The sequence below is a fragment of the Nocardioides sp. YIM 152315 genome (assembly GCF_029210375.1).
In the GTDB taxonomy this organism is placed as follows: domain Bacteria; phylum Actinomycetota; class Actinomycetes; order Propionibacteriales; family Nocardioidaceae; genus Nocardioides.
This window is the reverse complement of the sequence record NZ_JARGER010000037.1, coordinates 343,516-357,511: the sequence shown is the minus strand read 5'-3', so window position 1 is coordinate 357,511 and position 13,996 is coordinate 343,516. Positions and strand designations below refer to the sequence as shown.

Here is a 13,996-nt window from a genome sequence, read left to right as displayed (position 1 = left end):
GCCAGCCCGCCCCTGGAGGTTCCATGAGCGACCACACCGTCACGCCGTACGACCGGTCCCGCGGGGTACCGCCCGCACTGGCGGGGCTGGCCGAGCACTGGGGTCTCGTGCTCGCGTACGGCGTCGTGACGCTCGTGCTCGGTGTCGTCCTGATCGTGTGGCCGGACGCCACGGTCACGGTGTTCACGGTCCTGCTCGCCATCCAGCTGATCGTCGCGGGCATCTTCCGCATCGTCGGCGCACTGCAGATGCACCGCAGCGACGGCGTGCGGGCCCTGGTCGGGCTGACCGGCGGCATCGCGCTCATCGTCGGGCTGCTGATCCTGCGTGACCCGCTGCAGAGCGTGCTCGTGCTCGGGATGATCCTCGGCGTCTTCTGGCTGATCGTCGGGATCGTCGACATCCTCGGCGCGATCGTCGCACCACCGCCGGAGGGCCGGGCCTGGCCGCTCTTCAGCGGCATCCTCGGCGTCGCGTTCGGCGGCTTCCTGGTCGTCTACACCGACCTGTCCCTGCGCGTGCTCGTCGTGCTGGTGGCGATCTGGCTGATGATCGCCGGCGCCCTGGCGCTGGTCGCGGCGTTCCAGCTGCGATCGTGGCGATCCGCGAGCTGACCCGACGGCCGAGAGGAGGGCCCGATGACCGAGGAGAAGCCGTCCGAGGTCGAGGAGCTGCGCGCCGAGCTCGCGCGATTGCGGTCCGAGGTGCACGGCCCGGCGCCCACCTCCGAGCTCCCGGTCGAGACGTCCGGGCGCACCGGCTGGTGGCGGCCCGTCGTCGCCACCGTCCTGATCATCCTGATGGCGGTGCTGGCACCGCTGTCGGTCGTGGCGCGGTGGGCCCACGACACGGTCGCCGACACCGACCGCTACATCGAGACCGTGGAGCCGCTCGCCAGCGACCCCGCGGTGCAGGCGGCGGTGATCGACCGGATCACCACCGAGATCGTGACCCGGCTGCGGGTCGAGTCGGTGACCGAGCGGGCGATCGACGCGCTCGCGGACCGGGGGCTGCCGCCGCTGGCCGCCTCGAGCCTCCAGGCGCTGTCGTCGCCCCTGTCCGACGCCATCGAGGGCTTTGTCGAGGACCAGGTCACCGGCCTCGTCGAGTCCGACGAGTTCGAGAGCGCCTGGGTGGAGGCCAACCGCCAGGCCCACACCCAGCTGGTCGCCGTGCTCACCGGCAAGGACAGCGACACCGTCGAGGTCAGCGACAACGCCGTCAGCATCAACCTCGCGACGCTCATCGACGCCGTGAAGCAGCGGCTCGTCGACCGCGGGTTCAACCTCGCCGCGCAGCTGCCGACGATCAATGCACAGTTCACGATCTTCCAGTCCGACGACATCACGAAGGCGCAGACCGCCTTCCGCCTCCTGGAGGCGATCAACACCTGGCTGCCGATCCTGGCGCTGCTGTGCCTGGCCGGTGCCGTCGCCGTCGGCCGCTCACGCCGCCGCACGCTGATCGCGGGGACCCTCGCGCTCGCGCTGTCGATGATCGTGCTCGGCGCGGTCCTGAACGCCTCCCGCGAGATCTACCTCAACGCGGTGCCGACCGACCAGCTGCCGACCGACGCGGCGGCGGCGATCTACGACACGCTCGTCCACTTCATCCGCCTCAACCTCCGCGCGGTGCTGGTCGTGGCGCTGGCGATCGCGTTCATCGCCTGGATCACGGGTCCCGAGGGCGCACCGGCCGCGCTGCGTCGTGGCGCGACCCGGACGTTCGGCGCCGTGCGCCAGGGCGGGGACCGGGTCGGGATCGACACCGGCGCCTTCGGCGTGACGCTGCACGCGTACAGGACGCCGATCCGGTTCGCGGTGCTGGGCGGGGCGCTGCTGCTCTACGTGCTGCGCGACCACCCGACCGGCTCGTTCGCGATCTGGCTGATCGTCGTCGCGGCCGTCATCCTGCTGTTGGTGGAGCTGCTCTCCCGTCCGCCCGATCCCGCCGCCGCGGAAGAGGCAGGCGCGGCTCCACCACCTCCCACGTCGTCGTGACGACCCGCCTCACCGTCGGGTCCTCGGACAGGATCCGTCCGACCAGGGCCGCCGCGACCATGATCGCGGCGAAGCCGATCAGCCACGTCGACACCGCCAGGATGACGCCGAGCGTCCCGAACTGGTCGGCGTTCGCCTCGACGTACGGCGGCATCACCAGCGACGAGCCCCGGTTGTAGACGACGCCGAGGCAGCCGGTGAGCAGCGCCCCGAGGAGCAGGTGCCGCCACGCGACGCGGCCGAAGAGCAGCACCCAGCTGGTGGCCCACCAGATCAGCGACAGCGCCAACCCCTGCACCGCGAGCTCGAGCCCGTCGCCGACCGGGCCGCCGAACACTTCCCCGACATCGGCGGAGATCCGGCGCAGCGCACCGGCGAGCTGCAGGGTCATCAGCCAGCCGAGCAGCCACAGCAGGCAGCGTCGGGCGCCGGTCATGCCGCCGACGTGCCGCCGCTCCCAGATCCGCTCGTACATCCGCTGCACGGCCCGGGCGAAGCTGGTCGCGGAGAAGATCGTGATCGCCAGGCCGATCAGTCCGGTCTGGGTGCGCACGTCGTTGCGGCTCACCTGGTCCTCGATGAGTCGGGTGCCCTCGCCACCGACGCCCGCGGCGCTCGTGAAGGAGCCGACAGCGTCGCCGGTGACCTGCGGCAGGAAGGCCGACAGCACCACGAGCATCGGGATCAGCGCGAGCAGGCCCTGGGCGGCGATGAGCATGCAGCGGTCGATGAACTCGATCCGGACGAACTCGCTCAGCAGCCGGCCGAGGACAGGGATCCGGTCGACGAGGTCCAGCGCCCGGTCGCGACGGGTCCGGTACGACGTCGCGACCCGGTCGCGCAACGCGGCGAGATCCACCTCGTGCCCACCTCCCGCGTCGCCGCCGTTGGATCCGGCAGGATGGGCCCATCGTGGGCGGCGCGGGCCGTCCGGCGATCACCCGGAGCGGGTGAACCAGGGAGGGCCGACCGTGGCGGGCTGGAAGCGAGCGGTGCGCGGGGTGGTGCTCGGCGGCCTCGCGCTCGGTGCCTACTTCGTCGCGCCGGTCGGCTCCGGCGGCGAGGACCTCGTGGTCCGGGCCGCGCTGACCGTGCTCGTGATCGGGCTCCTCGCGGCGGGCGTCGTGTGGCAGGTCGTGCTGCAGGTGGAGGACCCCGACCGCCGCGTCGATGGGCTCGCCCTGGCGCTCGTGGTCGCCGTGCTCGCCTTCGCGCTCGCCTTCTACAGGCTCGCGATCGACCAGCCCGACCAGCTCCCCGGCCTCGAGACCAGGCTCGACGGCATCTACTTCACGATGTCGACGCTGCTCACGATCGGCTACGGCGATGTGCACGCCGCGGGCCAGGTCGCCCGCGGGCTGGTCCTCGTGCAGATGGTGTTCAACGTCGTCGTGCTGGCGATGGGCGCAACGACGCTGACCAACCGGGTCCGGACGCGCGCGGAGGAGCGAGCGCGGGCGCGGCGCGCGGCCGCGGACTCAGCCCCGCCGGAGGAGTGAACGCAGGCTCAGGCGCGGCGTACGCACCGGAACCCCACGTGGGACGTGGTGTCGTTGACGCCGTGCCCCTGCCGCGCCGCCGGCCGGTAGCGCTGGCAGTAGTGCGGCGAGCAGAGGTGCGACCCGCCCTTCGAGACGAAGCGGTCGGTCTCGGCGAGCCGGATGCTGCCGCCGCAGCAGGGGCTGGCCGTGGCCTCGACGGTCACGGTGTCACCGGCCCGGGAGTGGGTGTCGGTCCACCGCGTCGACGTCCACTCCCAGACGTTGCCGATCAGGTCGTGCAGGCCGTGGCCGTTCGCGGGGTAGCTGCCGACCGGCGAGGTGCGGTGGTGGCCGTCCGGATCGTCGCTGCGCCAGGGGAAGGCGCCCTGCCACGTGTTGGCCAGCCGCGCGCCGCCGGGCATCAGCTCGTCGCCCCAGGCGTAGTCGCGGCCGACCAGGCCGCCGCGCGCGGCATGCTCGAACTCCGCCTCGCTCGGGAGCTCCTTGCCCGCCCACCGGGCGTACGCCGACGCGTCCCCCCAGCCCACGTGCACCACGGGATGGTCGGGGATCTCCCGCCAGTCGCTGCCCGGGCCCTGCGGCGCACGCCACGACGCGCCGGGCTGCCACCGCCACCACTGGGTCCAGTCGTCGAGGCGGACCGGACCCGCCGTCGGAGTGAACACCTGGGAGCCCGGCACCAGCAGGGCCGGGTCGGCGCCCGGGAAGTCGGCCGGGTCCGGCGCGACCTCGGCCACCGTCACGTGGCCCGTCTCCTCGACGAAGGCGGCGAACTCGGCGTTCGTGACCGGGTGGACGTCGAACCACACGTCGCCGACCGTCACCTCGACCAGCGGGCGCTCCTCGGGGTAGAACCGCTCGCTCCCGAGCGTGGCCGTCCCGCCCGGGACGAGCACCATCCCCTGGCGGTCGACCGCCGTGCTGCCCTCTGTCACGCCCCCTGTGTAGCAGACGGGCCGTCGTCGCCCGGCGAGGCCAACCGCAGCGCCAGCAGCGTCGTGTCGTCGTCCCCGCCCTCGTGCAGCCCGAGCAGCCGGTCGAGCCAGAGCTGGAAGTCGGAGCCGGCGTACGTGTCACCGGCCAGGGCGCGCAGCCGCTCGGTGCGCGCGCGCAGGTCGACGCCGCGACGCTCGACTAGCCCGTCGGTGTAGAGGAGCAGGGCGGCGCCGGGCACGAGTGGCACGTCGACGGTCACCGCCTCGCCGGCGCCGACACCGAGCAGCGGCCGGAGCGGCACGTCGAGGTCGCGCGCGCCCTGCGCGGTGACCAGCAGCGGGACGGGGTGGCCGGCGTTCGCGAGGCTGATCCGGGTGCGCTCGGCGTCGACGATGCCGACGACCGCGGTCGCGACTCGCTGGTCGAGGAGGTTCGCCATCAGGTGGTCGAGCCGGTCGAGGGCGGCGGCGGGCGAGTGGCCCTCGACGAGGTAGGCGCGCAGCGCGGTGCGCAGCTGGGTCATCGCCGACGCCGCGGAGACACCGTGGCCGGCGACGTCGCCGACGACGAAGGCGACGCTGCCGTCGTCGAGGTCGAACACGTCCCACCAGTCGCCGCCGAGCTGGAAGGTCGAGGCGGGGCGGTAGTGGGCCGCCAGCTCGAGTCCCGCGACCTCGGGGGTCTGGTCGAGCACCACGCTGCGCTGCAGCGACTCGGCCATCGCGATCTGCTCCTTCGAGCGGCTGAGCAGCAGGCCGATGATGTGCTTGCCGAGCGCGTCGGCGGCCTCGAGCTTCCAGGGCGCCCACGGCAGGCTGCGCCCGCGGACCACCTCACGCCACTTCTCGAAGGACTTGCGGGGACTCAGCCGGACCTCCGGTCCCTCCGCGGCCGCGAGCGCCTTGTTGGTGGGGTCGCCGCCCCAGTCGACGATGCGCTTCTGCTCGGGGCGGAGCCACATCAGCCAGCGGTCGGGCGCCGACCCCACGCGCAGCACGCCGGCCGCCGAGGTCCGGCCCGCCAGCTCGGGCATGAGGGTGTCGAGCCGGTCGGTGCAGGTGGCGTACACGACCGGGTCCTCGAGCGTCGACGCGATCCGCTGGAGGGTGTCGTCGTCGAGATCGATGTCTCCGCGTCGCGTCACCGCGCCGTCGTACGAGAGCACCGCACCGGTCGCGTGGACGAGGGTGAGCAGCTCGGGGTCCTCCATCAGGCTCACGAGCGGTGAGGCGGGGTTGCTCGAGATGCGCGCGAACATCCGGGCGAGCACGGTCTGGGCGGCGAGCGTGCGCTCGCGCGAGTCGGCCCGCTCGCGGTCGGAGGCGGTCTGGCTGGCGACCTGGCCGAGGAACTCGGCGGCGGCCCGCGCCTCGTGGCTGGGGCGGTGCGGACCCGAGTAGTGGTGACACGCCACCAGGCCCCACAGCACCCCGTCGACGACGAGGGAGATCGACATCGAGGCGGTGACGCCCATGTTGGCGAGGTACTCGATGTGGATCGGCGACACGCTGCGGAGGCCGGCGTGGGACAGGTCGAGCGGTGCCCGCGTCGCCGGGTCGAGGACGGGCTGCAGCGGCACCGGCGTGTAGCCGACGTCGGCGATCAGCCTGGTCCAGTTGATCGTGTAGAGCCGGCGGGCCTGCGCGGGGATGTCGCTGGCCGGGTAGTGCAGGCCGAGGAACGAGTTGAGGTCGGCGCGCCGTTCCTCCGCGATGACCTCGCCGTTCCAGTCCCCGTCGAAGCGGTAGACCATCACCCGGTCGAAGCCGAGCAGCGCGCGCACCTCCACGGCCAGCTGGTCGGCGAGCTCGTGCACGGACGCCGCCTCCGCCAGGCGCGCCATCGCGCCCCGGGTCGACTGGTAGGTCAGGCGGTTCGCGCCGGCTCCGCTGATCGGCTCTATCTCGACGATCCACCGACTGCCGGAGCGGTGGTGCCGCACGTCGACGTGCGCGCCGACCAGGGCGGCGCGGGGCGCGAGGTCGTCGAGACGGACGACCAGGGGCTCGGTCGTCACCTCCGCCGCGATCCGCTCCTCGAGCGCGGCGGCGAGCGCGGGCCCGACCAGCGCGGCGAGGGTGGCGCCGACCGCCGCGCTCGACGGGATGCCCAGCAGCTCCTCGCAGTTCGCCGAGACCACGACGCAGCGCAGCTCCGCGTCGAGGGCGAGCAACACGCCGTGCGGCTGGATCGCCCCCGGGACGTGGATCGGCTCGCTCTCGCAGGTGGAGAGGTCGACCTCGCCGTACGCCGGGGTGTGCGGCGCGAGGGGGGACTCGGACACGGTGTACTCCGGCCTGGGTGGCAGATGCTGCGGTGGACGACCAGTCTCGCGTATCCGGACGAGAAGCGACCCCATCCCGCGGGATGAGGCCACGCCCCGAGGTCAGGACAGGTCGAGGCAGCGGGTCAGGAAGGCGTTGCGGAGCTTGCCGCCGGGATCGGCCCGGAGCGCGAGCTCACGGAAGTCGTCGAAGCGCGGGTAGAGCGACCGCAGGCGGGAGGCGCCCGCGAGGAAGCACTTGCCCCAGTGCGGCCGGCCGCCGAGCGGCAGCAGCGCATCCTCGATGGCCGGCAGCGCGGCGTGGACGCCGGCGACGTCGCGCACCCAGGTGAAGTGGAAGCCGACCACATCGTGCCCGTGGGCGCCGCTCAGCCACAGGTCGTCGGCGGCGATCGTGCGCACCTCGGCGACCTGGAGCATCGGCGCGAACCCGGCGCGAGCGCGCGGAGTCGCTCGACGGCCGTCGCCGCGGCGGTTCGCGGCACGAGGTACTCGCTCTGCAGCTCCTCGCCGCGGCTGGGCGTGAACTCCATGCGGAAGTGCGGCAGCCGGCGGTGCCACGGGCCCGGCACCCCGCCCTGACCGGTCACGGCGGCGACGTCGGCGCCGGCGAGCATGTGCAGCGTACGGGCCGCCGGTCGCGCACCCCACAGGTCCGCGGGCGGCTCGGTCGCCCGGCTCTTCAGCCACACCTGCTGGACCGCACCGCTGACCCAGTCGGTGAAGAGGCTGACGCTGTAGGCGCTCGACGTGAGGTCGTCGAAGTGCTCGGCGGCGGCATCCCAGGACAGGTCGGTCCACAGGTCCTGGCGGACGTCGTACGTCGGCTCCACGTCGAGCGTGACGTGGGTCGTCACGCCGAGCGCGCCGAGCGCCACCACGTACCCCTCGAAGTCGGCGTCGCCCCGGCGCACGCTGCGCAGCTCGCCGCGCGCGTCGACGAGCTCGACCCCGGCGACCGCCGCCGCCAGCGAGCCGGTGCGGTCCCCCGAGCCGTGGGTGCCGGTCGCGACCGCGCCGGCGACGGAGATGTGCGGCAGCGAGGCCATCGTGGCGAGCGCCCAGCCGCGGTTCGCCAGCGCCTCCGCGAGGTCGCCGTACCTGAGCCCGCCCGAGACCCGCACCTGGCGGCCGTCGGAGTCGACCTCGACCTCCCGCGGCAGGTCGGCGGTCGACACCAGGTCGCCGGTGCTGTCGGCGAGGTCGGTGAACGAGTGCCGGGTGCCGAGCGCCCGCACCCGGGGGAGCCGGGCGACCAGCGCCCGGAGCTCGTCGACACTCTCCGGCGAGTGCACCCGCCCGGCGGCGTAGGTGTGGTTGCCCGCCCAGTTCGTCAGCACCCGGCCATCCTCCCGCAGGGCCGCGGACTCACCCGGTCCGGGTGAGCCCCGGGCGGCGGTGCCGGGCACACACTCGGGCCATGTCTCCGTCCACCACCGAGAGCGCCTGGGCCGAGGGCATCGGCATCTTCGCGGGCGCCGCACTGCTGACCGTCGGCATCTTCCAGTTCCTGGAGGGTGTCGCCGCGGCCGCCGAGGACGACGTCTTCGTCCGCACGCCCAACTACGTGTTCGAGTTCGACCTCACGACGTGGGGGTGGGTGCACATCATCGTCGGCATCATCGTCGCCGTCGTCGGCGGCGCGATCCTCGCCGGGCAGTCCTGGGCGATGGTCGCGGGCGTCGTGGTCGCGGTCGTCTCGGCGCTGATGAACTTCGTGTGGCTGCCCTACTACCCCTTCTGGGCGGTCATCGTGATCGCGTTCGACATCGCCGTGATCTGGGCCCTGAGCACCACGATCGGCAGCCGCCGGCGCACCTAGACGCTCGACCGCGTCCGGGCGGCCTGCCGCGTGAGGTGGTCGCGCTCGGCCGCCGAGGTCGCCTGCCGGGCGGCCCGGGCGTAGAGTTCGTGCGCGACCGAGAGGTCGCCCGCCCGCTCGTGCAGGTAGGCGCGCACCGCCGTGTGCCGGGGTACGTCGTCGGGCACGCGCTCCACCGCCCGCAGCCCGGCCAGGGGTCCGTCGACCTCGCCGACCGCGACCGCGCGGTTGAGGGCGACGACCGGGCTGTCGGTGAGTCGGGCCAGCTCGTCGTACCACTCGAGGACCTGCGTCCAGTCGGTCTCCGCGGCGCTGGGGGCGTCGGCGTGCAGGGCGGCGATCGCGGCCTGGGCCTGGTACTCGCCGAGCCGGTCGCGGGCCAGCGCGGCCTGGAGGATCTCGACGCCCGCGGCGATGGCCGCGGTGTCCCAGCGGGCGCGGTCCTGGTCGGCGAGCGGCACCAGCGCTCCGTCGTCGGTGAAGCGGGCGGTCCGGCGGGCGTGGTGGAGCAGCATCAGCGCCAGCAGCCCCGCGACCTCGGGCTCGTCGCTGCTGGCGGCGAGCTGTCGGGTCAGCCGGATCGCCTCGGCGGCGAGGTCGACCTCGCCGGTGTAGCCCTCGTTGAAGATCAGGTACAGCACCTTGAGCACGGTGCGCAGGTCGCCCGGCTGCCCGACGTCGGCGGCGCCGATGGTGCGCTTGGCGCGACTGATCCGCTGCGCCATCGTCGCCTCCGGCACCAGGTAGGCCTCGGCGATCTGGCGGGTGGTGAGACCCCCGACCGCCCGGAGCGTCAGTGCCACGGCCGAGCCCGGCGTGAGGCTGGGGTGGCAGCACAGGAAGAGCAGCCGGAGCGTGTCGTCGCGCTGCTCGGTCGGCCCCGGCACCGGCTCCTCGAGGTCGGCCAGCTCCCGCCGGTGGCGTGCGACCTCGGAGCGCCGGGCGTCGATGAACTTGCGCCAGGCGACGGTGATCAGCCATCCGCGCGGCTCGGCCGGCGGGTCGTCCGGCCAGCGGCGCACCGCCTCGACCAGTGCCTCCTGGACCGCGTCCTCGGCCGCCGCGAAGTCGGCTCCGCGGCGGACGAGGACACCGAGCACCTGAGGAGTGAGGTCCCGCAGCAGCTCCTCCATCGCTCCGACGACCCTCAGTCGGTGACGGTCGGCGGCTCCTCCATGAACGGCCGCACCTCGATCCACTCCTGCAGCGGCCGGCCGTCCTTGCCCGGCGCGGAGGAGAGGTACGCCGCGGCCTCGTGCGCGCGCTCGACCGAGTCGACGTCGATGATCATCCACCCGGCGATCAGGTCCTTGGTCTCGGCGAACGGCCCGTCGGTGACCGGCGGCTTGCCGTCGGCGTCGTACCGGACGAACGTGCCTTCGGGCGAGAGCGCCTGCGCGTCGACGAACTCGCCGCGCTCGCGGAACGTGTCGGCGACGTGGCGCATGAACGCGATGTGGTCGGACACCTCCTCGGGCGTCCACTGGTCCATCAGGATCGCGCCGTTCGGCGTCGGCGTCGGGCCGCCGCGGTAGTGCTTGAGCAGCAGGTACTTCATGGTCGTGCTCCTTCGGTGTCCGTGACGGCCCATTCTGGCCGCCTCCGACCCGGGGACGGAGCCGTCACGACGTCCTCGACATCCCCCGGGCGAGGTTTTCGCGCGTCGCGTCGCCGTCAGCCCTCCGCATCGCCACGGTCGCGGGACTGCACCAGGTGCTCGGGATGCTGCGCTTCCACCGGGGGAGGCCGGTACGGTGCTGATCAACGTCCGTGTCCCGTCTTGGAGTGAGGCTCGAAGGATGAAGGCGTCAGAGGCCATCACCAACTTGCACACTGACGACGTCGAGGTGGCGCGAGAGTTCTTCGGGTTCCTGGGGCTCACCGAGGAGAACATGAACCAGGGTTGGGTGGCTCGCTTCACCTCCCCCGAGTCGGGTGCGTCCGTCCAGGTGGTGACGCGGGACGCCACGGCGCCGGAGGACTCGGTCATGACCATCAAGGTCGACGACGTCGATGCGGCGTACGCGGAGGCCCAGCGACGCGGGCATGAAGTGGTGCACGCCCTCACGGACGAGCCGTGGGGCATTCGCAGGTTCTTCGTCCGCAGCCCGGACGGCCACGTGATCAACGTCGCGCAGCACCGCACGTGAGCGCACCGGCGCAGGAACGAACGGCGACCCGCGTCTGATCACGCCAGCGTCTCGGCGACGGGGTCCGCGGCTGTCAGCCTGGCGGACGCTGATCGCCACCGGGAGGCGATGACGCTCGCGGACCCATGCCGGCGAAGAGTGCGGCGAGCACCTTGTCGACGTAGTCGTGGGTCACGGGCTCGTCGGCGATCAGGACCTGGAAGTAGATCGGGCCCGACAAGATCGACATCGCGAGCTCCAGGTCGAAGTCGGGCGAGAGCTGCCCGCGGTCGCGGGCCTTCTCCAGTCGGGCGATCGTCCGCTGCGTCTGCGGCGCGATGAAGCGCTCGTTGAGCGCGGCCGACACGGCAGGGTCGTGCTGAGCCTCGCCGAGCAGGGACCGGTACAGCGGACCCAGTGGAGGGCGGCCGAGGAGGTCGACGGCCGCGTACATCTGTTGGCGCAGGTCGGCGACGATGTCGCCCGTCTCCGGGTACTCGAACGCACCCTCGTTCAACGCGAGCACTGCGTCGAGGAACAGCGCGCCCTTGGAGGGCCAGCGGCGATAGATCGTGTGCTTCCCGACGCCGGCTCGGGCCGCGACCGCCTCAATGCTGAGCTTCGCAAAGCCCCGCTCGTGGGCCAGCTCGAGCGTGGCCCGCCGGATGGACTCGCTGCGGGCGATCGCCTTCGTTCCGGTCCACTCGGCTCCCATGGGGCCAGCCTAACCGGAACGGCACGTGCCGTATTGACGCCCCGCGCGTCCGAGGTCAGGATTACGACACGGCACGTGCCGTTCCGACACGGGGCGTCACGACATTCCATGGAGATCAAGGGAGCAACCCATGCAACGAGAGGCATCGACGCTCGTCCTCGGCGGCACCGGCAAGACGGGACGACGGCTGGTCCAGCGGCTCATGGCAGCCGAGGTGGGCGACGGCGTCCAGCAGGTCCTCGGTCGTCCGGCGCGTGACTTCACCGCCTACGCCCGCGACACCGCGGCCACCGGCATCTGGAGCCGGGAGGACGTCGCATGAAGCACCTGCAGCACGGCACCCTGCTCGCCGCAACCCTGTCCACCGGCCTGATGGCCGGACTGTTCGCCGCCTTCGCCTACTCGGTGATGCCGGGTCTGGCCCGGTCCTCCGACCACACCTTCGTGGACGCCATGCAACGCATCAACGAGGCGATCCTGAACCCGGTCTTCATGCTCCCCTTCATGGGCTCGATCCCGCTGCTCGGCCTGGCGATCGTCCTCGCCTGGAGGACACCCGGCCGCCCCGCCGTGGCCTGGCTGATCGCCGCGCTCGCCTGCTACCTGATCGCCTTCATGGTCACCAGCGGGGTCAACGTCCCGCTCAACGACCAGCTCGCGAAGGCCGGCGACCCCGACCACGTCAGGCGCCTGGCCACGGTCCGGAGCGACTTCGAGCACCAGTGGGTCGCCTCGAACATCGTCCGCGCCGTGCTGCACACCGCGTCGTTCGCGTGCATGGCCTGGGCGCTGCTCGTGTACGGCGCACACGCCCTGCCCGCCGGTCGGTCCACCGAGTCACCTGCACAGCGGCACACGGGCTCGCCCGGTGCCCTGCACGATCCGGCCGCTGCGGACTCACCTGCCGTCGCGGCCCGGACCAGCGCCGCCGGACGTCCACGGTGAGGAGATTGAAGTGGACGAGGCCCCGGATCCTCGGATCCGGGGCCGCTATCCCGCGCACGCGGGGCCTCGACCGCCGCTCCCGGTTGCGCCATCGCCGTACCGAACCGACTAGGCCGCCGTACTTGGCAGGCGCCTGGTCCACAAGAGCTCGGTGCAGCCGTAGGAAGAAGCCTGGGTCGACTTCCTCACGCACCGACCCGACCGCGTCTTGCGCCGCAGATCGCAGCGCTGCAGAGGGCGTCTGGTGGGAGGCATCTGCGTCGGCTCTGTTAGACCTGCCCATGCGAGACAGACGGCGATGTCGAAACCATCGCCATGATTCGCCGATCGGCCGCCCCTGAGGGTGTTCTCGACTCGTCCGTCGAGCGGCTCACCCGGACAAGCGCGCGGTCGCTGGGAGCTCAAGCACGGCTCGGTGTCCTTCGCGAGTGAGCGTGGTCCCGAATTCGTTGCTGAGCCGCACCAGTCGGTCGATGATGCGTCCGGCGCGCGGGCCGCCGGCGAGGTCCGGCACCCCTCGAGCGGCTCCGGCACGATCGCGACCCAGATCCAACGGATGAAGCACGAGGCACATGCCGCTCTCGTCCCAACGCAGTGTCGCCAAGGCGGACTCCAGCACATTGTCGCTGCTGAAGATTACGCGGTTGCGTGAGTTGAGCAGCTCAGGCACGGTAGCCGTCCCTGGCTCCGTCCGACATGAGCGCCACGTGTCAAGTGGAACTACATCGAGACTGTTGGACATCATCGCGAAGTCGCCCAGCGAGTGCAGGATCGGCACCCCCTTGTGGACCTCGACACCTCGCAGTTGATGCGGACCATGCCCGACGACCAGGTCTGCCCCGGCCTCGACGGCGCGGCGACACAAGTCGGCCGCGAACGGTGCGGGTCGGGTGTCATCGTTCGACGGCTCGTGGGAATGCAACGAGAAGATCACCAGGTTGCTGTTCTGCCGAGCCTGCCGCACGGCGAGCAGCACGGCGGCCACGTCCTCGGGATCGGGTTCGTAGCGCACCTCACCGGAACGACCGTCTGGCGCGCCGTGCCGGAACCGCCCACCCATCGCGCGCAGCTCCTCGGCGCCGCTCTCGTTGAGGAAGCTCGGGTTGTCGGCGACGAACCGGGCGAGCTCGTCCCAGAGTCCCTCCGGAACGGACGCGACCGGGCTCGAGCGGATCGCCGCCACGCCCGGGCGGGCCGGCACCTCGCCGAGGGCATCGCCGGCGCGCGACGCGGCGGTGAAGGTCGTGGTCGCGGCCACCAGGGCGACCCGGCCGTGCGGGGTGTCGACGTAGCGGGGCGCGACCGCGCCGCTCCAAGAGCGTCCCGCGCCGGCTGCGACGATTCCCGCGGCCCGCACCGCCGCCATCGTGTCGAGGAGCCCGCGAGCGCCCCAGTCTCCGGCGTGGTTGTTGGCCAGGCTGAGCAGCCCGAAGCCGAGGCGGGCGAGGTCCGGCGCCACGGAGGGCTCCGCCACCAACCAGGTCCCTCCGGACTCGGCGGCGGGAGCGCAGTCCGACCCCGCGAGGTCGAGCAGCATCGTCTCGAGGTTGCCGAACAGCAGGTCGACCGACCCGAGCAGCGCCACGAGATCCGGCCGGGTCGCGGCCAGCGTCGCGGACATCGGGCGCAGGTACATCAGGTCGCCGACCGCACCCATCCGGAA

The 13,996-nt window shown here is 72.4% G+C and carries 16 protein-coding genes; 7 read left to right on the top strand and 9 right to left on the bottom strand.

Going from position 1 to position 13,996, the window contains the following annotated elements; all coding sequences use genetic code 11:
• Nucleotides 1-23: 23 nt before the first annotated feature.
• Entirely contained in the window at nucleotides 24-614 is a 591-nt protein-coding gene (locus tag PZ894_RS13300) for a DUF308 domain-containing protein (RefSeq protein WP_275745436.1), read from the top strand.
• Between the two features lie 24 nt (nucleotides 615-638).
• A complete protein-coding gene (locus tag PZ894_RS13295; protein WP_275745434.1) occupies nucleotides 639-2,000 on the top strand; it encodes a hypothetical protein in 1,362 nt (453 codons plus the stop codon).
• Here the strand turns inward: PZ894_RS13295 and PZ894_RS13290 are convergent.
• A complete protein-coding gene (locus PZ894_RS13290; RefSeq protein WP_275745432.1) occupies nucleotides 1,906-2,859 on the bottom strand; it encodes a YhjD/YihY/BrkB family envelope integrity protein in 954 nt (317 codons plus the stop codon). The genes PZ894_RS13295 and PZ894_RS13290 overlap by 95 nt on opposite strands.
• A gap of 112 nt (nucleotides 2,860-2,971) precedes the next feature.
• On the opposite strand from PZ894_RS13290, the gene PZ894_RS13285 reads away from it, so the two are divergent.
• Entirely contained in the window at nucleotides 2,972-3,499 is a 528-nt protein-coding gene (locus PZ894_RS13285; RefSeq protein WP_275745431.1) for a potassium channel family protein, read from the top strand.
• Nucleotides 3,500-3,507: 8 nt separating this feature from the next.
• On the opposite strand, the gene PZ894_RS13280 is transcribed toward PZ894_RS13285, so the two are convergent.
• The 4 genes from PZ894_RS13280 to PZ894_RS13265 all read right to left on the bottom strand — a co-directional run bounded on the left by PZ894_RS13280 (nucleotide 3,508) and on the right by PZ894_RS13265 (nucleotide 8,062).
• The gene (locus PZ894_RS13280) at nucleotides 3,508-4,437 is read right to left on the bottom strand and encodes a formylglycine-generating enzyme family protein (RefSeq protein ID WP_275745430.1); all 930 of its coding nucleotides are present in this window, start codon (nucleotides 4,435-4,437) and stop codon (nucleotides 3,508-3,510) included.
• Entirely contained in the window at nucleotides 4,434-6,722 is a 2,289-nt protein-coding gene (locus PZ894_RS13275) for a SpoIIE family protein phosphatase (RefSeq protein ID WP_275745427.1), read from the bottom strand. The genes PZ894_RS13280 and PZ894_RS13275 overlap by 4 nt, the downstream gene beginning before the upstream one ends.
• 102 nt (nucleotides 6,723-6,824) lie before the next feature.
• Complete coding sequence (locus PZ894_RS13270; protein WP_275745425.1) at nucleotides 6,825-7,142, bottom strand: D-arabinono-1,4-lactone oxidase; 318 nt, start codon at nucleotides 7,140-7,142, stop codon at nucleotides 6,825-6,827.
• Nucleotides 7,091-8,062, bottom strand: a complete 972-nt coding sequence (locus tag PZ894_RS13265; protein WP_275745424.1) for an FAD-binding protein — start codon at nucleotides 8,060-8,062, stop codon at nucleotides 7,091-7,093. Before PZ894_RS13265 ends, PZ894_RS13270 begins: the two co-directional genes overlap by 52 nt.
• Nucleotides 8,063-8,142: 80 nt before the next feature.
• Between PZ894_RS13265 and PZ894_RS13260 the strand changes: the two genes are divergently transcribed.
• On the top strand, nucleotides 8,143-8,544 hold the full coding sequence (locus PZ894_RS13260) for a hypothetical protein (RefSeq protein ID WP_275745423.1): 402 nt from the start codon (nucleotides 8,143-8,145) through the stop codon (nucleotides 8,542-8,544).
• Here PZ894_RS13260 and PZ894_RS13255 read toward each other — a convergent pair.
• Both PZ894_RS13255 and PZ894_RS13250 read right to left on the bottom strand, forming a co-directional pair.
• On the bottom strand, nucleotides 8,541-9,677 hold the full coding sequence (locus tag PZ894_RS13255) for a sigma-70 family RNA polymerase sigma factor (protein WP_275745422.1): 1,137 nt from the start codon (nucleotides 9,675-9,677) through the stop codon (nucleotides 8,541-8,543). The genes PZ894_RS13260 and PZ894_RS13255 overlap by 4 nt on opposite strands.
• Before the next feature lie 14 nt (nucleotides 9,678-9,691).
• Nucleotides 9,692-10,102, bottom strand: coding sequence for a YciI family protein (locus PZ894_RS13250; RefSeq protein WP_275745420.1), 411 nt, complete (start codon nucleotides 10,100-10,102; stop codon nucleotides 9,692-9,694).
• A gap of 241 nt (nucleotides 10,103-10,343) precedes the next feature.
• Between PZ894_RS13250 and PZ894_RS13245 the strand changes: the two genes are divergently transcribed.
• Complete coding sequence (locus PZ894_RS13245) at nucleotides 10,344-10,694, top strand: VOC family protein (protein ID WP_275745418.1); 351 nt, start codon at nucleotides 10,344-10,346, stop codon at nucleotides 10,692-10,694.
• A gap of 73 nt (nucleotides 10,695-10,767) precedes the next feature.
• On the opposite strand, the gene PZ894_RS13240 is transcribed toward PZ894_RS13245, so the two are convergent.
• Complete coding sequence (locus tag PZ894_RS13240) at nucleotides 10,768-11,388, bottom strand: TetR/AcrR family transcriptional regulator (RefSeq protein ID WP_275745416.1); 621 nt, start codon at nucleotides 11,386-11,388, stop codon at nucleotides 10,768-10,770.
• Nucleotides 11,389-11,518: 130 nt separating this feature from the next.
• Here PZ894_RS13240 and PZ894_RS13235 point away from each other — a divergent pair, with 130 nt between their 5' ends.
• Together PZ894_RS13235 and PZ894_RS13230 are read left to right on the top strand one after the other, a co-directional pair.
• Nucleotides 11,519-11,710: a hypothetical protein gene (locus PZ894_RS13235; protein WP_275745414.1), complete on the top strand. Its 192-nt coding sequence runs from the start codon at nucleotides 11,519-11,521 to the stop codon at nucleotides 11,708-11,710.
• Nucleotides 11,707-12,333, top strand: a complete 627-nt coding sequence (locus tag PZ894_RS13230; protein ID WP_275745412.1) for an anthrone oxygenase family protein — start codon at nucleotides 11,707-11,709, stop codon at nucleotides 12,331-12,333. Before PZ894_RS13235 ends, PZ894_RS13230 begins: the two co-directional genes overlap by 4 nt.
• A 370-nt stretch (nucleotides 12,334-12,703) precedes the next feature.
• Here the strand turns inward: PZ894_RS13230 and PZ894_RS13225 are convergent, their stop codons facing one another.
• Nucleotides 12,704-13,990, bottom strand: a complete 1,287-nt coding sequence (locus tag PZ894_RS13225; protein WP_275745774.1) for a CapA family protein — start codon at nucleotides 13,988-13,990, stop codon at nucleotides 12,704-12,706.
• Nucleotides 13,991-13,996 lie beyond the last annotated feature (6 nt).